8 protein-coding genes, 2 pseudogenes and 1 riboswitch are annotated in these 21620 nt (G+C 49.1%); of the genes and pseudogenes, 4 read left to right on the top strand and 6 right to left on the bottom strand.

Annotation, left to right across the window (positions count from 1 at the left end; translation table 11 throughout):
- Positions 1 to 129 precede the first annotated feature (129 nt).
- Positions 130 to 1314, top strand: a complete 1185-nt coding sequence (locus WA407_RS22195; protein ID WP_336078379.1) for a PucR family transcriptional regulator — start codon at positions 130 to 132, stop codon at positions 1312 to 1314.
- Positions 1315 to 1416: 102 nt separating this feature from the next.
- On the opposite strand, the gene WA407_RS22190 is transcribed toward WA407_RS22195, so the two are convergent.
- The 4 genes from WA407_RS22190 to WA407_RS22175 form a co-directional block, all read right to left on the bottom strand.
- Positions 1417 to 1731, bottom strand: a complete 315-nt coding sequence (locus WA407_RS22190) for a DMT family transporter (RefSeq protein ID WP_235309833.1) — start codon at positions 1729 to 1731, stop codon at positions 1417 to 1419.
- 3 nt (positions 1732 to 1734) lie between these two features.
- Entirely contained in the window at positions 1735 to 2076 is a 342-nt protein-coding gene (locus WA407_RS22185; RefSeq protein WP_336078377.1) for a DMT family transporter, read from the bottom strand.
- Between the two features lie 94 nt (positions 2077 to 2170).
- A riboswitch (guanidine-I (ykkC/yxkD leader) is annotated at positions 2171 to 2269 on the bottom strand.
- 83 nt (positions 2270 to 2352) lie between these two features.
- Positions 2353 to 2871, bottom strand: coding sequence for a GNAT family N-acetyltransferase (locus WA407_RS22180; protein ID WP_336078376.1), 519 nt, complete (start codon positions 2869 to 2871; stop codon positions 2353 to 2355).
- Positions 2872 to 2896: 25 nt separating this feature from the next.
- Positions 2897 to 3349, bottom strand: coding sequence for a MarR family winged helix-turn-helix transcriptional regulator (locus WA407_RS22175; RefSeq protein WP_061828430.1), 453 nt, complete (start codon positions 3347 to 3349; stop codon positions 2897 to 2899).
- A gap of 114 nt (positions 3350 to 3463) precedes the next feature.
- Here WA407_RS22175 and WA407_RS22170 point away from each other — a divergent pair.
- Positions 3464 to 3889: pseudogene (locus tag WA407_RS22170) on the top strand (YczE/YyaS/YitT family protein); the annotation flags it as partial.
- Positions 3890 to 3903: 14 nt separating this feature from the next.
- On the opposite strand, the gene WA407_RS22165 reads toward WA407_RS22170, so the two are convergent.
- Positions 3904 to 4667, bottom strand: a protein-coding gene (locus WA407_RS22165; protein WP_336078195.1) for an IS5 family transposase whose coding sequence is annotated in 2 segments (ribosomal slippage) — positions 3904 to 4331 and positions 4331 to 4667 — 765 coding nt in all. Because the reading frame shifts where the segments join, the coding sequence is not laid out codon by codon here.
- Positions 4668 to 4726: 59 nt separating this feature from the next.
- On the opposite strand from WA407_RS22165, the pseudogene WA407_RS22160 reads away from it, so the two are divergent.
- Both WA407_RS22160 and WA407_RS22155 read left to right on the top strand, forming a co-directional pair.
- Positions 4727 to 4948, top strand: a pseudogene (locus WA407_RS22160) (YitT family protein); the annotation flags it as partial.
- 374 nt (positions 4949 to 5322) lie between these two features.
- On the top strand, positions 5323 to 6237 hold the full coding sequence (locus tag WA407_RS22155) for a dihydrodipicolinate synthase family protein (protein ID WP_336078375.1): 915 nt from the start codon (positions 5323 to 5325) through the stop codon (positions 6235 to 6237).
- Between the two features lie 763 nt (positions 6238 to 7000).
- Here the strand turns inward: WA407_RS22155 and WA407_RS22150 are convergent.
- Positions 7001 to 21620: amino acid adenylation domain-containing protein (locus WA407_RS22150; RefSeq protein ID WP_442952047.1), on the bottom strand; the 14620-nt coding region annotated here is incomplete at its 5' end.

Below are 21620 nucleotides of genomic sequence, written 5' to 3'. Positions count from 1 at the left end.
AGTACCGAGGCTGAAAAGGCAGAAACCGAGCGGCCGTGGCGTCGCCCACTCCATCATGACTATTGTTTACCATCTCCTCACGCGCAGCGATACAAGGAAACATTCCTGCAGCCATAAGGGTGGACGAACTTGACAAACGAGGCCTCCCGCATCTATGGTAATCCGGTAATCATTGTCGACGCAGGCTATAAGTTACTCGCTATGTGTCAAGCCCCTATCCCCAGCCGACCTGATATCGAACAGCAGCGAAATTCGGGCTATATTCTTGACAGTAATATTGAGAGCATGAAGAAATCCAATCTGTACGAACTGACCCGTATGGCTCTTATTCCTTATTATTCACGTGATCCCGAGACCAACGACTGTTGGATAACAGCTTTTGTGTACGTACATGGTATAGAATTCGCGCAGGTCAGTGTTATGGAGCTGGATCGCAAATTTACAGATATTGATTTTGAACTCGTACAATTTCTTTGTGAGCTGGTTTCGGTAGAATTGCAAAAGAACGACTTTTATAATTGCAATCCAGGAATGATGCATAGTTTATTGCTTTCCGAACTGCTTACAGGCGAGCTCAATGATGCTAATATTATCGCAATGCGACTGACTCATCTGGAATGGACGCTTACACCTTACCTGAGAGTGATGACCTTGACAGACTTGAAGAACGGCTTTTTTGACGGGAAAGTTCAGCTGGTTGCACAGCATAGAATCCATTTACTGCCGGATAGCCGTTGGATTGTATATCAGGGACGTATTGTATTTCTCATTTCCCTTGTTGATTCATCCTGTAAAATCATTGCTGAAGACAAACGAATTCTGGAATTTCTCCAAGTAAACGGACTAACTGCTTCGCTGAGTGACTGCTTTAGTCATTTAACTTTTTTGCGAAAATATTATAAGCAATGCCTAACTGCCAACGAGATTGGTTTCCAACTTAATTCTAACAAGCCAGTGTATATGTATGAGGACTATCTCTGCGAGCATATTGGAAAGATCATATCGGAACAGAATGATCTCGCTGACTTCTGCCATCCGGTTATCCAAAAGTTAATTGTTTATGACAATGCCCACAAAACAAGTTTGCTGCCTACCCTTGAAGCCTATCTTCAATATGTGGACACTCCAAATATTGCTGCTAAAACACTTTTTATTCATAGAAATACTTTGTTCTATCGAATCAACAGGATACGTGAGCTTTTTGAGATTGATCTAAGCGATGGTGATATTCGCCTGAAACTTCAATTGACTCTTCATTTTCTAAAACTGAAAACACAACGCGACGATCCTAAAGATCAGAGTATAGAAGGGTAAGAAAATGCAAAAAAACATGCAGACAAAATTTCTTATCGATACTTTGTCTGCATACTGGTCTTCTCTATCTATTTTCTTTAATTTTTCCAATTCTATCATTATTCAGCTTACCAGCTTTAGGCCAACTGCTGAACCGAGTACCATCGCGATGAACAGAATTCTCGCGGTATTACGCGGTTCACTGTAAAAGATCATGCCCAATATGGCACCGCCAGAAGCTCCAATACCGGTCCAGACAGCATAGGCCGTTCCCATTGGTAGTGTTTCCATGGCCAGGGATAGAAACAAGAAGCTCAATCCAAAGCCTGCAAGTAGGTAAAAAGCAGACAGGAAATTCTGGTCTTTATGGAGCTTATTAATCATGAGAACTCCCATCATCTCAAATAGGCCTGCCAAAATTAGAAATACCCAGTTCATACGTCAGTCCACCTCTTTTCCTTGTTTCTTCTCTTTACTCAGTATTTTGAGCCCTACAACTCCGAGCAGAAGCACCCCAATTAGCAACAATTTAGATCCCTGTACCTCAGCACCAAACAACAAAATTTCTGCTAATACAGTGCCGGCCGTTCCCAACCCAACAAATACTGCATACACCGTACCTACCGGAAGCGTACGGGAAGCCATAATCATGAGGATGAAACTTACTAAAATTGCAACTAAAGTGCCCCCCCACTCTAACCAGCCGCTGGCATGTTTCAGGCCGATGACCCATCCAACTTCGAATAATGCCGCAACTACAACAGATAACCATGTCTTGTTCATTCTGTGCTTCCTCCTTTTTGATAATGCTGCAAATGTAGTATGGATTTATAGCAGCAATAAAAAAAACCTGAGAGAATACTGCATACAGCAGTTTTTCTCCCAGGCTTTTATCCCTCCGTGGCACAGTACGACGACTGTGAGTTTTCTCTCGGACCAGCCGATATTACATCGCGGAACCCTAGAAAACATTTATGAATTCAATTATAGTTAAAATTATACACATTAGTGAATAAATTACAATATAAAATAATAAAGAATTCTTATATCATCCTAAACTTATATCATTGTTTTGGTCATTATGAAATCAATTTGTTCTTCATCACCCATATAAAAGGAGTGTGCGCCAGTTTGAACAAACCCCATTTTCTTATAAAAAGCAATGGCGTTTTCATTTTTTTCCCATACGCCGAGCCAGATTTTCTTTTTATTATGCTCCATTGCAATTTCCATAGCTTTATTTAGCAGATATTTACCAAGCCCATGTTTTTGGGATTTGTTTTTTATATAAATCCTCTCAATTTCGAGCGACTCATCACCCATTTTTTCAGATTGGGCGTCATTCATATTTACCTTTAAATATCCAGCAAGTTCTTCATTGAAATAGATGAAAAAGATTTCTGAAGAGACGTTGGACAATTCATCCTCCAACTGTTGAAAATTAAATGCTCTTTCCAGATAGGCTTTCATACTTTCAGGTGAATTCTGATCTTTAAAAGTATCGTTGAATGTTTCAATACTTATTTCTTGGAGTATTTGTAAATCTTCACGGTTGCACTTTATTATTTTTACAGTCACTTAATGTATCGCTCCTTCATGTAAATCAATAATTTCTCTTGTTCCCCTTTTTTACAAATTCCCAGTCTTCCCCTATATTTTCTCTCACTCTTTGAAGAAGATTGAAAATGGTTTCTACTTCTCTTTCCGAAAATCCCTCTAATGCAACGTTATTGGAATAATCATTTTCTCTTTTTATAAAAGGATAAACATTGTTCCCTTTATCTGTTGGAAAGAGTTTTTTAATTTTTTGGTTATGGTTATCTTCTTTCTTTTCAATAAAGCCATTAATTACAAGTTTTTTTATAGCACGAGATGCAGTTGTTCGATCTACTTTTATCATCTCAGCTAACTTTTCTTGAATGATTCCTGGGTTTTCACATATTCGCACAAGGTACAAATACTGCCCTTTTGTAAGGTCATATTCTTTGAATTCTATATTACTTATAGAGTCTAATGCCCTTGCGATCATTCCAATTTCACGAAGTACTTCCTTCATAGTTAACTCCTTCGCACCTATTTTATTGCAAATGCAATAAAAATGATATATATTGAATTTACCTTATTTTTATTGCATTTGCAACATAAAATTATGTTAAAGAGGTCGAGTAAAGTGAGATATGTTTTTTTCGTATTAGGAATTTTTATATTATCCCTTGGAATTTCGTTCACTATACAATCAGACCTTGGGACTTCACCTTTTGATGCACTTTTGGTAGGACTGTCCATAAATGTGGGGCTTACTGTGGGAAGTTGGGAAATCATAATAGCTATAATATTGATATGTTGTAATTCGCTTTTAAAAAGACAAAGACCAGAAGTTTTGGGGTTGTTAACGGCATTTATAACGGGTATTGGAATTGATATGTGGCTTTTTTTATTACACAATTTGATAACACCTGAACTATGGTACAGCAAAGTTGTTTGTTTTGGAATTGGTTTAGTTGTTGTAGGATTAGGAACTGCAACATATTTACAGACAAATTTTGCACCAATTCCAGTTGACCGATTAACATTGATCATACAAGAATTTACTAGGGCGTGTCTTCAAACTCAAGCAAGCCAGATCATAATGGAAGCCAACGTCAAAAAGGCCTTGAAGGTACACGCCAATTTATCATAGCGAGTCGCCAGGCGACGATAATGTTTTACTTTGTTAAAAAAGCATTCCACCAAATGCCGCTCTTTGTAGAGATCCCGATCATATTCCGGTCGAACATGGCGATTCTTCTTGCTCGGGATGACCGGAATCGCCTGCTGTTTATCTAATAGAGCCCGGATGGCATTCGTGTCGTAAGCTCGGTCCGCTAAAACCTGTTTCTTTGTGAGCTTTAGGGTCCGAAGTAAGTCGTATCCTTTCACCGAGTCATGAGCTTGCCCACCCGTTAGCTCAAAACGAAGAGGGTTTCCCAAGGCATCGACTACGCCATGGATCTTGGTGCTGAGTCCGCCTCGAGAACGCCCGATTGCTTGCTTGGCTGCCCCCCTTTTGCTCCCGAGCCATGTTGGTGGACCCGTATAATGGTGGAATCGATCATGACGCTTTCATCGTCCTGCTCTTGCGAAACGTGCTTAAGAACCTGATCCCATATCCCAGCTTTTTGCCAGCGCCGGAAACGAGTATACACCGATTTCCAATGAGGATACCGGTCTGGCAAATCTCGCCATGGGGCGCCCGAACGTGCGACCCAAAGCATCGCATTTAGCATATGTCGATTGTCTATTGCCGGCCGTCCTCCTTGGGGTTTTCGTTCAGGTGGGAACAAGTCTTTTATCCGCTGCCATTCATCATCTTTGATTTCGTATCGTGTATTCATCTACTTTAATTAACCATCTGAAACGATATGAACCAATTTCTGGTTTGAAGACACACCCTAGAACAAATCTATTTTTTTCGAGAACATTCATCTACCTTATATTCTTGATCATAGCAGCCATTTTAAATGGACCCATTGGCATTGGAACTTTGTTAACCGTTTGTTTAGGGGGGCTAATACTCAATTACTTTATGCCACTTACTGAAAAAGTACTTGACCGCATATTAACACACTCTAATACATCACCAAATCATGAGAAAGATAAAAAGCATTCTATATAGAATGCTCAGAGTGTCGAGAAAGTCCAGAGGACTTTTTGACACTTCTATTTTTATATGGGGAGACGCATCTTTTAAAACAAAAATCGATTTAAAACGATCTGAGGACCCTAGTTTTTAGACCACTAAGACAGTTTTAAACCCCCTGCAAAAAAACAGGGGGTTTCTCGACAGCCTGAGCATTCTATATAGAATGCTTTTTATCTTTCTCGACTAACCTGATCTGTTAAAAGATGTACTATCATAACGTTGATTTCGATACAGAAATGTACTTTGTACTTAAGTTTGTTTAGAAGAATTGGTACTTTAATTGTCTCTAATTCATTTTTATAATGTGTTTGTATTTTGAAGGTCAATTAATAAAGGAGTGTAGCTTTATGTTCTGTGGATTATCTGCTTTTCCACTCACCCCCGTTAACGAGACAGGTATTGACGAAAAAGCATTTGTGACACTTATTCAACGATTAGTTGCAGCTGGTGTCGACTCAATTGGTGCATTGGGTTCAACTGGAAATTATGCATATCTTAATCGTGAAGAACGTTTACGTGTGCTTCGACTTGCTGTCCATTCATCTGAGGGGATTCCCGTGATGACAAGTATAAGTGCGATTCGTACTTCTGAAGTACTTCGATTAGCGGAAGATGCACAAAGAGCAGGAGCAAGCGCAGTGCTGTTGGCTCCTGTTTCTTACCAGGCATTAACAAATGAAGAGGTATATTCGTTGTATGAACAGGTGACAAGCTCGCTCTCTATTCCGCTCTGCGTATATGATAATCCGGGGACTACACATTTTCATTTCAGTGATGAGTTGCACGGTCGGATTGCTGAGCTGTCTAACGTTCGTTCTATCAAGATTCCTGGAGTGCCTTCTGATCCTGAAGCAGCCAAAGCACGCATTAGAAAACTACGCACGACCATTCCTCCCCATGTAACTATAGGAGTAAGTGGAGACTCATCCGCAGTCACTGGCTTGAATGCAGGCTGTGAAGCATGGTACTCGGTTCTCGGTGGTTTGTTTCCAAAGGCGTGCCTAAAAATGACCCGTTTGGCCCAGGACGGTTTTGCTGATGAAGCGGAACGACTCTCGGCGCTACTTGAACCTATCTGGACGTTATTTCATCAATATGGTAGCCTTCGTGTTGTTTCAGCAGCAGCAGAAATAAGTGGCTTTATCTCAAGTCCCAGTCTTCCTTTGCCCTTACAACCATTGAATCAATCAGCTAGAGAACACTTGGAATTCATACTAAAGGAACTTCAGTCTACAGAAACATTCTGTTGCCCATTCGGCTAATACCTTTTCGAAGAGAAGACTACTAAGCACGTTTGCTGTAAAATTTTTCGTTATGAGTGTTGGAGAAACAACAGATGTGAGCTTCAATCATAGCATTTTTTTCGGGACTAACGCCTGTGCTTGTTGTCCTGCTAGCTACTTTGCTTTGGGAAGAGACACTTACTTTTAGTGCAGCTAGTCGAATTCTGCATCATTATCCTTCTCGCTTATCGTCGTTAAATACAAGCGAGATCTGCAAGTAGGACATTACCGAGGCTAGCAATGCAGCGTGCTGGCTATCTTGTTTCATAGCTTCACAGACCTTTCCTCGAAACAAGCTTTACTTTACGGAGTATCTATTTTGCCTATGTCGTCAAGAGATATTCGGTTTAATTCTAGCATTGATTGGAATTATCGTAATTAAAATGATGTTTTAATCAAACTTATGTTTAAACTGCATATGAATTCAACCAGCAATTGCTAAATAAAGAAGACCCGCGTTTATTGAAACACGGGTCTTCTTTTGTTAAGTTCATTGAGCTTATTCAAAGTGGTATCTTTTAAATAATCAAAACAATTCGTAACATAAAATGGAGCTAATCCATCTTATAATCTTCCCTTAATATATAATGTGCATAATCAACCTAAACTTGACGAATTTTATAATACTTAAATTTTCAAATGGAATTATTTTTGCTGTTTTTTCAATGCAGGCAAGGGCAGTCGGACAAGCCGCCGCCCTCTGCACACGCAAAGTGAAATCATTGCATCTTAGAAAACAGATTTAGAAAACAAAGTCGATGGAATCCGGCGAGAAGCCTTCCGGTTGCTCGTCCGAGTTCACCTGAATATCGCTTAATAGCAAATCTGGATTGATCCCAACCTGGGACAGGATCGCTATCAAATCTCTGGTTAATCTCTCAATAGCGTCAGCTCCAAACAGCTTCGTGCAATATTCAAACGAACCCTTGATTTCCCCGTCTTCATCACTCATAGACAAAGTCAAATCGAATTTGGAAATACGATGCTCCTGAACATACGGACTGAAGGACAGCATTTCAAGCTTCGCTTCCTGTGACTCCATATTTTCCAGTACAAACATAGTGTCGAATAATGGGTTACGGCTTGCATCCCGTGCTACATCCAGCTTTTCCACCAACTCTTCCAGTGGATAATCCTGATGCTCGAAGGCTTGCAGCGTACGATCTCTGGCTTCTAGCAAGTAGCTGTGGAACGTTTGGTTGCCCTTCGGCTGATGCCGGATGGCTAGCGTGTTGACGAACATTCCGATCAGTGGCTCCAGTTCAGGCAACAAGCGGCCTGCTACCGGCGTACCGATGATCAAATCGTCCTGACCGCTGTATTTGGACAGCAGAACGGTGTAGGCGCTTAATAGCACCATGTACAGCGTGCTTCCGGTCTGTGCCGCAATTCGGTGCAGTTGCTCGGATACATTCGCGTCCACTGTAAATTCATACATCGCACCCTCGAAGCTGCGAACAGCAGGTCTAGGATAAGCAATTGGCAAATCCAGTACCGGCAATTCTCCGGCTAAATGCTCCAGCCAGAAGTGTTCCCGGCGTTGGTATGATTCACGCTGCGTCTCCTGCTGCTGCCATACGGCATAGTCCTTGTACTGAATTTGCAGCGGCTTTAATTCCTGCCCTTCGTACAGTTGTACCAGCTCCTGCACGATATTGTTAGACGATACACCGTCTGAAATAATATGGTGCATGTCGTACATTAGGAGATGGCGCTCTGGTCCGGTTTGAATAAGACGGACACGCAGCAGTGGTGCCTGGCGAAGATCAAAGCTGCGTACAAAGGACTCGATATAGGCTTCGGCTTCGGACTCCCTGGCCTGCAGGTGCTCTACTGCAAACTCCACTTGATCGTAAACGCGCTGAACGACCTCGCCTTCCACCATTTCAAAGGAAGTCCGCAGCGTTTCATGGCGGGCTATTAACTGACGGAACGCATCCTCTAGCCGATCAGCCTGAAGCGGTCCCTCCACAGTTAATACACCCGGCATATTGTAGCTGAGATCCCCACCTTCCAGATGGCTCAAAATGTACAGTCGTTTTTGAGCCGAGGAAACCGGGTAGTACGCCTGTTGCGCCGCCGCAGGGATCACCGTATAGGTGTCTGTCCCGTGCGTTGCGATGAGCTGGGCTTGCTGCTCAATCGTAAAGTGTTGGAACACCTCACGCAGCGTAATCCGACTGTCCAGTTCCTGATGGATTTTGGCCACCAGCGTCGTTGCCCGCAGGGAGTGCCCACCCACGTCAAAGAATGAGTCGGTGACTCCTACGCTGGACAGCTTCAAGACATCCTGCCAAATTTGGGCTAGCTTGGCTTCCAGCGGCGTCCGCGGTGCAACGTACTCCAGGCCTCCTTCGAGACGTGCTTCCGGTGCCGGCAACGCCTTGCGGTCGATTTTCCCGTTCGGTGTCAGCGGGAAACGATCCAGTTGTACCACATACGTCGGGATCATGTAATCCGGCAGCTTCGGCTGCAACGCATTGCGCAGCTCCGGCAAACTCAGGGACTCTGAAGCTATGATATAGGCACACAGGTCCTTGTGCCCGTCTTCGTTTTCCCATGCTGTGACCACGGCTTTCTGAATGCCATCCACGGTCAGCAGCTGTGCTTCCACCTCGCCCAGCTCGATCCGGTAACCCCGGATTTTCACCTGGTGGTCGATCCGGCCCAAATACTCAATGCTGCCGTCTGGCAACCACCGTGCCAGGTCGCCCGTCCGGTACATCCGGTTTGCGTGAGTGCTGTCCGCTTGATCGGCTGCATCAGTGAACGGATTCGGGATGAACTTCTCTGCCGTCAGCTCCGGCAAGTTCAGGTATCCTCGTCCGACACCTGCACCTCCGATATAAAGCTCACCAGCGATCCCGATCGGTACCAGCTGTTGCTGGCTGTTCAGGATGTACACGGACTGGTTCGCTATCGGCGTTCCGATGGATACCGTATGCTCCCCTTTTTCCAGCAGTGCGTTCAGGGCTTCCATATCTTCAATCGTATAAGCAGTCGCATCTACCGTGGTTTCGGTCGGACCGTACACGTTGGTAATCACCGGACGATACCCGGACCACTTGTGCAGGAACACATTTACCAGCTGCACGGATAATGCTTCGCCGCCGATCAGGTAATGCTTCACTTCCGGCGCTTCCGTCACATTGACGCTTTCGTTCAAAATATGCAGATGCGCAGGTGTGCCGTCCGTCAGATCAATCCGGTGCGTGCGGTAGTAGGCGATCAAATGCTCTCCGCTCAGACTGACGTCACGGGACACCACGTGCAGGGTGTGGCCTAACAGCAAGCTGGCAAAGATTTGCTTCACTGAAGCGTCAAATACAAATGCCGACAGCCATGCGACATGAAGCGGCTGTTCATAACGGCTGTATACTCGCTCCAATAAAGCATCTACCAGATTGCTAACACTGCCCTGCTCAATCATGACCCCTTTCGGCTGGCCGGTGGTACCTGACGTGTAAATCATATAGGCCAGGTTATGCGGGCGGGCGACAGGGATTAGATTGCTCGCATCCTGTGTTCCCAGTTGAGCTTGAACGTCCTCATCATTCAAGACTACAGCTCGAACTGTGCTGAGCGACAGGTTGGCAACTCTGCTTGTAATCACGACCTTGGCCCCACTGTCTTGGAGCATGTAGTCGATGCGCTCCTGTGGATACATCGTATCCATCGGCACATACGCGCCTCCGGCCTTAAGTACCCCCAGAATGCTCACCAGAATATCCGCAGAACGTTCCAACAATACGCCAACCGGTTGATCTGCTTCGACCCCTTCCGCTCGTAACACACGAGCCAATTGGTTCGCACGCTCATTCAGCTCAGTGTAGGTCAGCGCGGTGGCCCCAGACACAACTGCTATCCGCTCAGGGTTGCGCTTCGCTTGCTCTTCAAAGCGTTCGCTGAGCGAACGGCCTTGCACCTGTCTGTGTTCAGCACAACGCACACTATGTGCATTCGGGTCATTAAATACCTCCAGAATCTGCACGGTTTCTTCCGCCGTAATCAGTTCCAACTCACCCAGCTTCGCATCCGGGTTCGCCGCCACCGCTTCGGCCAAACGAATAAAGTGGCGTGTCATCCGTTCCACGGTTTCCCGTTGATACAACGCGGTTGCATACTGCAATCCGAACTGGATGCCTGCCTCTTCCTCACTGGCCTCCATCATCAAATCAAACTTGACTGGCGTTTGTTCTAAGCCGTATGGACGGAAGCTCAGGTCCGCCAGCTGCAGCTTGCCTTCCTCAGTCGTTTGCAGGGTAAACATCGTATCGAACAGTGGATGGCGACTCATATCCCGTTTCACGTTCAGCTTTTCCACCAGCTCCTCAAACGGATAGTCCTGGTGCTCGTAAGCTTGCAGGGCACGCGTCTTGACATCCTCCACGTAGCTTCGGAAGCTTTGCTCTGCCGTCGGATAGTTCCGTAATGCCAACGTTCCGACGAACATCCCGATCATTGGCTCCAGATCCGCATGCGGTCGTCCGGCAATTGGCGTGCCAACTACGATGTCCTCTTGCCCGCTGTATTGATGCAAGAGCGCGGTGTACGCTGCCAGCAGCACCATATACAGCGTGGAGCCTGTGTGCGCCGCCAGTTCTTTCAGCCGTTCGCTGACTTCACGTTCCAGTCCAAACACCACCGTATCACCTGCGGTACTTCGCACCGCCGGACGTGCAAAGTCCGTCGGTACATCCAGCACTGGCAGCTCATCCCGGAAGGTTTCGAGCCAGTACGCTTCCTGACGTTGCATCCACTCCTGATGGGCTTCGCTTTGCTGCCATACCGCATAATCCTTGTACTGAATTCGCAATGGCGATAGCTCTTTACCATCATACAAGCGGACAAATTCATCGGTCAGTACCCCCATGGACACACCATCCGAAACGATATGGTGCATATCGAGCATGAGTAAATGCTGCGGTTCCTGCTCGGTTCCTTGTACGCCCAAATCTACCAAGCCTACCCGCAGCAGCGGAGCGGCTTGCAGATCGAACGGACGTACAAACTGCCGCACCCGTTCTTGTGCTTCCTGGCTGACCATCGTATCCGTAGTCGCATCTTCTGCCTGTACCTTTGTATATTCCACCTCAAACGGCACGGTGTCCTCAATCCATTGCATTGGCTCACTGTCCACCAGTGCAAAGCGGGTACGCAAGGTCGCATGACGGGCGATTAATTGACGGAACGCGTCTTCTACCCGTTTCACATCCAGCGGTCCGCTCACTTGCAGCACCGACGGCATGTTGTAGTTCACATCATTCGGGTCGAACTGATGTAGCACATACAGTCGTTTTTGCGCCGAAGATAACGGGTAGAAGCTGCGCTCTTCCGTTACCGGAATGGACGCATATGTTACTTGATCCAGCTGTTCCAGTACGACTGCCAATTGTTCAATTGTTGGTGATTCAAAAATACTGCGTAGTGGAAGCGGCTTGTTCAGCTCCTTGTGAATTTTCGAGGCCAGCGTCGTCGCCCGCAGCGAGTGTCCGCCAATCTCGAAGAAGTTTTCCTTCACACCGACCTGCGCCAGACCCAGCACATCCTGCCAAATTTGCGCCAGCTTCACTTCCACCCATGTCCGCGGCGCGACATAATCCGCTCCGCTTTGCAGGCTGTCTTCCGGTGCTGGCAGTGCCTTGCGGTCGATTTTGCCATTCGGAGTTAACGGCATCTGCTCCAGCTGTACCAGATAGGAAGGGAGCATGTAACCCGGTAGCTTCTGGCTCAAAGCGCTGCGCAGTTCACTTGCCACAACTTCCCCATCGGCGACCACATAAGCGCAGAGCTGCTTCTGCCCTTGCTCATCTTCACGCGCGATGACCACAGCTTCTTGCACCGCTTCCAGCTTCAACAGTTGCGTTTCTACCTCGCCCAGTTCGATCCGGTAGCCCCGAATTTTCACCTGTGCGTCGATCCGTCCCTTATATTCCAGCGTCCCGTCCACATTCAAGCGTACCAGGTCGCCTGTGCGATAGCAGCGTTCTCCGCTGCGGAACGGGCTGTCGATGAACTTTTCGGACGTCAGGTCCGGACGGTTGCGGTATCCACGTGCCACCCCGTCACCGCCGACGATCAGCTCACCCCATACCCCGACGGGCTGAAGCCGCATCGAACGGTCCACGACATACGCTGTCGAATTATGGATCGGTCTGCCAATTGGCACCGATTCCGATTGCATACCAGTGATCGCATGCACTGTGGAAAAGGTCGTATTTTCGGTCGGGCCATAGATGTTACTGATCCGCAAGGATGGATGAGCCTCCAGCGCCCGGTTCGTATGTGGTACGGACATCACATCACCGCCGACCAGCAGCTCCCGTACCCCCTCGAACAGCGCCAGATCCTGCTGGGACAGCTGGTTAAAGAGCGGTGTGGTCAGAAACATCGTGGTAATGCCGTGGCTACGCACAGCCTCCTTAAGCTTGGGGGCGTCCAAAATGACATCCTGGCTGACTAGCACCAGCTGTCCACCATTCAATAGCGCCCCCCAAATTTCGAAAGTGGATGCGTCGAAAACAACAGCCCCTGTCTGTAAAATGCGCGTGTCGGCATCTAATTGCGCGTAGTTTGTATTTTTCACCAAACGTACGACATTACGATGCTCCACCATAACGCCCTTCGGCTGCCCCGTCGTACCCGACGTATAAATGACATACGCCAGATCTTTCGGACCAGACAACGATTCCAGATTGGAACTATCCTCGTGATACACGCCCTGTGCCCCATTCAGCACCAGCACGTTACCGTCGAAAGCCACTTTATCCACCAGATGGCTTTGCGTTAACAATAGCTCTACCCCCGAGTCGTCCAGCATGTAGCGGATACGCTCCTCTGGATACGTCGGATCGATGGGGACATATGCACCCCCGGCTTTCAAAATGCCTAAGATCCCCACGATCAAGTCTACCGAACGTTCGGTCATCAGACCCACCAGTCGATCCTTCGTCACGCGTTGACTACGCAAGGTGCGCGCCAGACGATTCGCACGTTCATTCAGCTCGCGATAGGTCAGCTGCTCTCCTTCGAAGAACAACGCTGGCTGTTCCGGTGTCTGCGCCGTTTGTGTCTCGAACAAGCCATGGATCGTTTGCCCGCTTGGATACTCGGCAGCTGTATCTCCCCATACGCGGAGAATTTGCTTACGCTCCTGCTCACTTACCATATCCAGCTCATGCACTCGAATGTCCGGCTTCGCCACCACCTGCTCCAACAGCTGTATCAGATGGCCCTGAGTCCGTTCAACGGCTTCCCGATCATATAACTTCGCATTGTATTCAAATCGGATTTTCATCGCTTCCTGCGGCATGACAATCAGATTGAAATCATAGTTTGTTTGTTCAATCATGCCGGCATTGCGAATTTCAAAATCCGACTCTGCACCCTCGCCAAGTTGCTCGACCTGCTCCTCCACCGGATAGTTTTCAAACACGATAATGTGGTTGATCAGATCTTGCTTTTGCTCGCTCAAGGCTTGAATTTCATACAGCGGATACGTTTCATAATCTTGAGAAGTCAGCGCCTGCTGCTGATTCGTTCTGATCATGTCAGCAAAGGTGTCCTCAGCCCCACTGCGGATACGTATTGGAATGGTGTTAATGAACAAGCCCACCATATTTTCGATCCCCGTAATATCCGCCGGACGACCAGACACTACACCGCCAAAAACAGCGTCGTCACTACCGTTGTACTTTTGGAGCAGCAATCCCCAAGCTGTTTGCAGTAATGTATTCGGGGTCACGTGGTGCTGCTTGGCCACCATTTCCATACGTCCGGTCAAGTCCTTGCCGAGATCGCACAGGATATGCTCAAATTGTGCATCGTCCGCTTTCACGCCTACTTTTCCGGTCGGAATCGAAGTTTGCTGATCATAGCCGAGCAAATAATCCTTCCAGTAGGAAGCTGCTGCTTCTACATCCTGTGCTTCAAGCCACTCAATATACTGACTGTATGGAGTCACGGGGGCAAGCTTCGGCTGTCTATGCTCCACGGCTGCAAAATAAGCCTCAAACACCTCATCCGTGACTAACGCCACACACCAGCCATCCATCAAGATGTGATGAGAGCTCCACACAAAATAATAATCCTCGTCGCCTGTTCGTAAAATCGCCACGCGCATCAACGCATCCCGGGACAAATCGAACCCGGCTGCCTTGTCCTTGCGAATAAATTCCTTCACATACGCGTCACGTTCCCGCTCATCCAAATGACGCAAATCTTCACATCTGAAACCAACATCTTTACGGCGGAAAATAACCTGCACAGGCTCATCCTGCCAACCGCTGATGAAATTAGCTCTAAATATCTCATGCCGCTGCGCCAAATGATTCAAGCTATCTTGGAAAATATCCGCTTGGAAGCGTCCGTGCAAATCAAAGGTCGTTTGTTCAAAATAAGCACCTGACGCTGCATCCATCAGACTATGGAACAACATGCCTTTTTGCATCGGCGTCAACGCATAGACATTTTCCAGTTCCCCCATGTCACGAGTCCGTTCTACCAATTGATCCAGCTCGGCCATGGTTACATGTTTCAGCATGACATCGCTTGGCGTCAGCTCCTGCTGTTTGCGGCCTGTGCAATGCGCAATGATTTCCTGCAAACTGATTCTGAACTGTTCGGCTAACTGCTCCATCGTTTCACGACGATATTCCTGCTTGCTGTAGCTGATCGTCAATTGCAGTTCGCCTTCCGAAATCAGTCCGTTCATATCCAGCGTGTGCGATCTGACTGCATGGGCACTAAGCTCTGCACCGCTAGCGTAAGGAGATACGCCAATGGATTGATTTTGCATATCTTGGTCAAATTGTCCCAAATAGTTAAAGCTGATTTCAGGTTCGGTTACAAAATGCTCTTGCTCACGTGCTGCGGACAGGTATCTCAACATACCGTAGCCAATGCCCTTTTGCGGAATGCGGCGTAGTCCTTCTTTCACATGTTTGATGCGCTGTGAAAGGTCTTGCCCCACGCTCATATCCAGCACAACCGGGAATTGGGTCGTAAACCAGCCCACGGTACGCGTAATATCCAGTTCTGGCAAAATGGACTCCCGTCCATGACCTTCCAGGCTCACGAGCACTCGTTCCAGGCCCGCCCAGCGATGAATCGTCAGTCCCAATGCGGTAAGCAGCAAATCATTCATCTCCGTGTTGTAGGCACGATGCGCCTGTTTTAACAGCTGCTCCGTTTCCTGAGCTGTCCACGTAACTGTAATGTTCTCGCTGTCCCTATTGAAGGAATGAGAAGGGGACTCGTCTTTTGGAAGCGGCTGATATACGCCTTGCTCCATTTCCTTCCAGAATGCGAGTTCTGCTGCCATGGCCGGACTGTTCGCATATTGAGACTGCCCATCCCCCCAGATGCGGAACGAATCCGTTTTGTGCGGAAGACGAGCCGCTTGTCCGTTCAATGCCTGCTCATAGGCGGTCGTAATATCCTCGAACAAAATGCGCCAAGATACGGTATCCACCACTAAGTGATGAATCGCCATCAGCAAATGATCTCCATCAGGACAATGGAACAGCCCCAGCTTCACCAGCGGTCCTTCGCTTAGATGAATACCCGCCTGAATTTCATTCACTTTGGCCTCGATCGCTGCTGCCACCTCAGTCTCATGGCTGAAGTCCATACGTTCCAGCGTATACAGCTCGCCCTCCCCAATCGCACGGTTCCAAGCTTCATATCCGCGCTCCGTAGGTCGGAAAATGATACGCAGAGCATCGTGATGGCTAACGATTTGATCCATCGCCGTGCGCAATGCCGGTTCAGCAAAACCGTCCTTGCTATGCAGCATAATGGACTGGTTATGATGATGAGCATCCGTCAGGTTCTGCTCAAAGAACCATTGTTGAACGGGTGTCAGTTTCACAGCGCCCACCACTTCGCTCTGATCCGCCATTCGGGCCACCGATTGGACTTTCAGTGCCAAGGCAGACACGGTTGGATGACTGAACAGGTCTTTCATCTCCAGTCGATAACCTGCTTGCAGCAATCGGGAGGACACTTGCAAGGCCTTGATCGAATCGCCACCCAGTTCAAAGAAGTTATCCTGCGTGCCTACCGCTTCCACGCCGAGTACTCCGGCCCATACCGCAGCCAGTACTTGCTCCACCGCGGTACGCGGTGCGACATAAGCCGCACCCGTATGGATGCTTCCTTCCGGTTCCGGTAAGGCCTTGCGGTCGATTTTGCCGTTGCTCGTCAGGGGGATCGTCTCCAGTCGCATCAAACGTGCAGGCACCATATGTGCTGGCAGCCCGGCTTCCAGCTCGGCCTGTACTTCCTCGATCCGCAGCTCGGCTTCCCCCGTGATGTATCCACACAAGTACTTGTGTCCACGCTCATCCGTCCGGTCGATGACTACTGCTTGACGCACGCCTGGCACCCGCTGGATCGCCGTTTCAATCTCGCCCAGCTCGATCCGGTAGCCCCGGATTTTCACTTGATAGTCCATCCGGCCGATAAAGTCCACATTGCCGTCCGGCATCCACCGCGCCAAGTCACCTGTCCGGTACAATCGTTCACCTGGCACGAACGGATTGGCCACGAATTTCTCGGCTGTCAGGTCCGCACGATTCAGGTAGCCTCGTGCTACCCCGGCACCGCCAATGCACAGCTCACCCAGTACGCCGATCGGCACCGGATTCAGCTGGCTGTCCAAGATGTAAAACCGTGCGTTCAGCCATGCCTGACCAATCGGCACACTGCCGCTATTTGGCAACTTCGACAGTTCTTCGTCGTAGAAGCTGGAGTCAATCGCAGCTTCCGTAACGCCGTAGCTGTTCATAATGCGGATATCCGCGCCAAATCGTTCCTGCAGCACCCGATAATCTGTCACGCTGCAGCTATCCGAGCTGGTGATCAGCAGTTCCAGACTGCTCATGTCCAGCCCCTGTTCATACACATGCTGCATAAACGGTACGATCAGGGCCGGGGTCGATTCAAACACCGTAATCTGATAGTCGCGAATCCAGCCATATAGACGGCTTGGGTCAATGCGATCATCTTTCGGACAGATAACCATCGTTCCGCCGTTATAGAACACCCGCGCGATATCCCCGACGAACACGTCGAAGGAGAAGCTCGCCAGTTGCAACAACCGTACCGGGAACTGGTTCAGACGGTAATCCCGACGGTAGGCCGCGGCTGTGTTTACCAAACTGTGATGCTCGATCATGACGCCCTTCGGTCGTCCCGTTGTACCGGAGGTGTAGATCACATACGCCAGATCCTGCGGTTCGTTGATGTGCTCTACATCCGCGGTATCCCCGGTGTACAGCGACTCATCGTCCAGCGCCAGTACGGTATGCAGACGCAAACCCGTTGCGGATTCGGATGTAGTTTTGCTTTCATCCAGCCATACCTGTGCACGCTCCTGTAAGCCGATTTGGGTCAACAGTACCGTCGCACCACTGTCCTCCAGCATGAAACGAATGCGTTCGGACGGATAGTCTGCATCCAGCGGCACATAGGCGCCTCCAGCTTTCCACACCGCCAATACGCCGACCAGCATGTCTACCGAACGTTCACTCAAAATGCCGACCATCGACTCGCGTCCAATGCCTTCATTTCGCAGTCTACGGGCCAATTGGTTCGCACGCTCGTTCAGTGTGCGGTACGTAAGCTGCTGCTCTTCGTACACCACCGCCACGTGATCTGGTACAAGCTGCGCCTGTTCTTCCACATAGGTATGGAACAAGGCTCCTGCTTCAACAGCAGCAACATCCGATACTCCCACATCTCCAAAACCGTAGATGATTTGTGCCTTCTCCTCGACGGTTACCATATCCAAAGCTGCCAGTGGCTGCTGTGGATACAGGGTAATTGCACGTACGAGTTCGGTAAAATGCTGTGCCAATCGCGCGATGGTCTCAGGCTTGTACAGCGCCGTGCTGTATTCCAGACTGCACAGAATGCCTTCCGGCTGCTCCACTGCATCCAAGGTCAGATCAAATTTGGCCGTATGATTGTCCGTCGGATACGTTTTAAAGGTCAGACCCTCCAGCTCGAACTCCTGCTGTTCAAATGTTTTCAGCTCAAACATCGTGTCAAACAGCGCATTCCGGCTCGTATCCCGCGTTAAATTCAGCTTTTCAACCAGTTCTTCAAAAGGATATTCCTGATGCTCATAAGCATTGAGCGCATGCTCTTTGACCTCTTGCAGATAATCCAAGAACGTTTTGTCGCCAGCCGGATAATTGCGGATCGCCAGCGTGTTGAGGAATACGCCTACCAAGCCCTCCAGTTCCGCATGCGGTCTTCCGGCAATCGGCGTGCCGACGATAATATCCTCCTGCCCCGAATATTTATGCAAGAGCGTGCTATATGCTGCTAGCAACACCATGTACAAGGTGGAGCCGGTTTGTGCGGCCAGCTGTTTCAACTGCTCGCTGTCCTCCAAGCTGATCGCAAATTCCAATCGAGCTCCTTCCAGACGCTGTACGGCTGGTCTTGCAAAATCCATTGGCATATCCAGTGCTGGAATGTCACCAGCCATCGTGTTCAGCCAGTAGCTTTCCTGCTCACGAAGACGTTCACTTTGCATATCGGCATGCTGCCAAACCGCATAGTCCTTGTACTGGATGCGCAGGGGCGGCAGTTCCTTGCCTTCATACAATTGAGAGAACTCCTGCACGATAATTCCTTCAGTCACGCCATCCGAAATAATATGGTGCATGTCATAGAGCATGACGTGACGCTGTGGTCCGGTTTCCACCAGCTGAACCCGCAGCAATGGTGCTTGTGCGAGATCAAATGCACGTACAAAGTCCTGTGCGTACTGCTGGGTCTCTTCTTCGCTTGCCTGCACATGCTCCACGTTGAATGCGACGCCCGATTCAATCCGTTGAATCACCTCGCCATCCACCATGTCGAATCGGGTTCGCAGGGCTTCATGACGGGCAATCAGCTGGCGGAAGGCTTGCTCCAGTCGCGTTTTATCCAAGGAACCTTCAATGATCAAAGCGCCTGGCATATTGTAGCTAACCTCTCCGCCTTCCAAATGACTCAGCACGTACATCCGTTTTTGCGCCGAGGAAACCGGATAATATGCACGTTCCTCCGCAACAGAGATGGATACATACGTTTGCTGTGTCTGAACTTCTCCCATCACCTGCACCAGTTGCTCAATCGTCGGATATTGGAAAATATCTCGCAGCGCCAGCTTGTAATTCAGCTCCTGATGGATTTTCGCCATCAGGGTTGTCGCGCGCAGAGAATGTCCTCCCACTTCAAAAAAATGGTCCTTAATACCGATCTGCGGATGATTCAAAACACTTTGCCAAATACGTACCAACTGCTCTTCCAGCAGTGTCCGCGGTGCCACGTACGCTGTGCCTCCTTCGAGGCGCGCTTCCGGCGCAGGCAACGCTTTGCGGTCAATTTTCCCGTTTGGTGTCAGCGGGAAATGATCCAGTTGTACGACATATGTCGGGATCATATACCCCGGCAGCTTGGGCTGCAGCAGGTTTCGCAGCTCTGGCAAATTCAGCGCATCAGAAGCTACGACATACGCACACAAATCCTTGTCTCCATCTTCGTTTTCCCAGGCGGTGACGATGGCTTTCTGAATACCGTCCACGGTCAGCAGCTGTGCTTCCACCTCGCCCAGTTCAATCCGGAAGCCCCGGATTTTGACCTGATCATCCATCCGGCCGATAAAGTCCACATTGCCGTCCGGCATCCACCGCGCCAAATCGCCTGTGCGGTACAATCGTTCACCCGGTACGTACGGGTTCGCTACGAATTTCTCGGCGGTCAGGTCTGCACGGTTCAGGTAGCCTCGTGCCACCCCGGCTCCGCCAATGCACAGTTCACCCAGTACGCCGATCGGCACCGGATTCAGCTGGCTGTCCACGATGTAGAAGCGGGCGTTCAGCCACGCCTGACCAATCGGCACATTGCCGCTGCTTGGCAGCTTCGATAGATCTTCATCGTAGAAGCTGGAGTCAATCGCCGCTTCCGTGACGCCGTAACTGTTCATAATGCGGATATCCGCGCCAAATCGTTCTTGCAGCACCCGGTAATCCGTCACACTGCAGCTATCCGAGCTGGTAATCAGCAGTTCCAGACTGCTCATGTCCAGCCCCTGTTCATACACATACTGCATAAACGGTACGATCAGGGCCGGGGTCGATTCGAATACGGTAATCTGGTAATCGCGAATCCAGCCATACAAACGGCTAAAATCAATCCGGTCATCTTTCGGACAAATGACCATCGTGCCGCCGTTATAGAGCGTCCGCGCGATATCCCCGACGAACACGTCGAAGGAGAAGCTCGCCAGCTGCAGCAGTCGTACCGGGAACTCGCTCAGACGGTAATCTCGGCGATACGCCGCAGCCGTATTCACCAAGCTGTGATGTTCGATCATGACGCCCTTCGGACGTCCGGTTGTCCCGGACGTGTAAATGACATACGCCAGATCCTGCGGTTCGTTAATAGGCTCGATATCGGTGGTGTCTCCGATGTACAGCGACTCATCGTCCAGCACCAGCACGGTATGCAGACGCAAGTTCGCTGCGGATTCGGATGCTGCTTCGCTGTCAGACTTCGAATCTGATTTCAAGCTTACGCCTTCACTAAGGCGGTCTCTTTCCATCGTTTCAGCGCTAACCGCCGTATCCAGCTCACTCTCATTCTTTCCTTCGCTCAGAGCCCATTGGCTTTCATTCAGCCAACCCAGTGCACGCTCCTGCAAGCCCGTTTGGGTCAACAGTACCGTCGCACCACTGTCCTCCAGCATGAAACGAATACGTTCGGACGGATAATCCGCATCTAACGGCACGTACGCGCCTCCTGCCTTCCACACCGCCAGTACGCCGACCAACATATCCACCGAGCGTTCACTCAAGATGCCAACCATCGACTCGCGTCCAACGCCTTCGTTCCGCAATCTCCGCGCCAATTGGTTCGCACGCTCGTTCAGTTTCCGGTACGTAAGCTGCTGCTCCTCGTACACCACCGCCACATGATCCGGTACAAGCTGCGCGTGTTCTTCCACTAAGATATGGAATAAGGCTCCTGCTTCAGCAGCAACATCCGATACCCCCACATCTCCAAATCCATGGATGATTTGTGCTTTTTCCTCGGCAGGTACCATATCCAAAGCTGCCAGTGGCTGTTGTGGATGAAGTGAAATTGCACGTACAAGCTCGGTAAAATGCTGTGCCAATCGCGCAATCGTCTCAGGCTTATACAGCGCCGTGCTGTATTCCAGACGGCACAGAATGTTTTCTGGCTGCTCTATTGCATCCAAGCTCAGATCAAATTTGGCCGTATGATTTTCCAGCGGATACGAATGTAAGGTCAGACCTTCCAGCTGGAACTCCTGCTGCTCCAATGTTTTCAACTCAAACATC

Origin of the sequence: Paenibacillus sp. 203, assembly GCF_037027525.1 — a bacterium.
Classification (GTDB): domain Bacteria; phylum Bacillota; class Bacilli; order Paenibacillales; family Paenibacillaceae; genus Paenibacillus; species Paenibacillus polymyxa_B.
The sequence above is the reverse complement of the archived record's forward strand: the minus strand, read 5'-3'. Positions and strand labels throughout refer to the sequence as shown.

What these genes read in the sequence shown, in the direction of transcription:
- WA407_RS22175 (WP_061828430.1), bottom strand. Translation starts at nt 3,349, where the DNA reads ATGAAGGAAGTACTTCGTGAAATTGGAATGATCGCAAGGGCATTAGAC.
- WA407_RS22155 (WP_336078375.1), top strand. Translation starts at nt 5,323, where the DNA reads ATGTTCTGTGGATTATCTGCTTTTCCACTCACCCCCGTTAACGAGACA.
- WA407_RS22190 (WP_235309833.1), bottom strand. Translation starts at nt 1,731, where the DNA reads ATGAACTGGGTATTTCTAATTTTGGCAGGCCTATTTGAGATGATGGGA.
- WA407_RS22185 (WP_336078377.1), bottom strand. Translation starts at nt 2,076, where the DNA reads ATGAACAAGACATGGTTATCTGTTGTAGTTGCGGCATTATTCGAAGTT.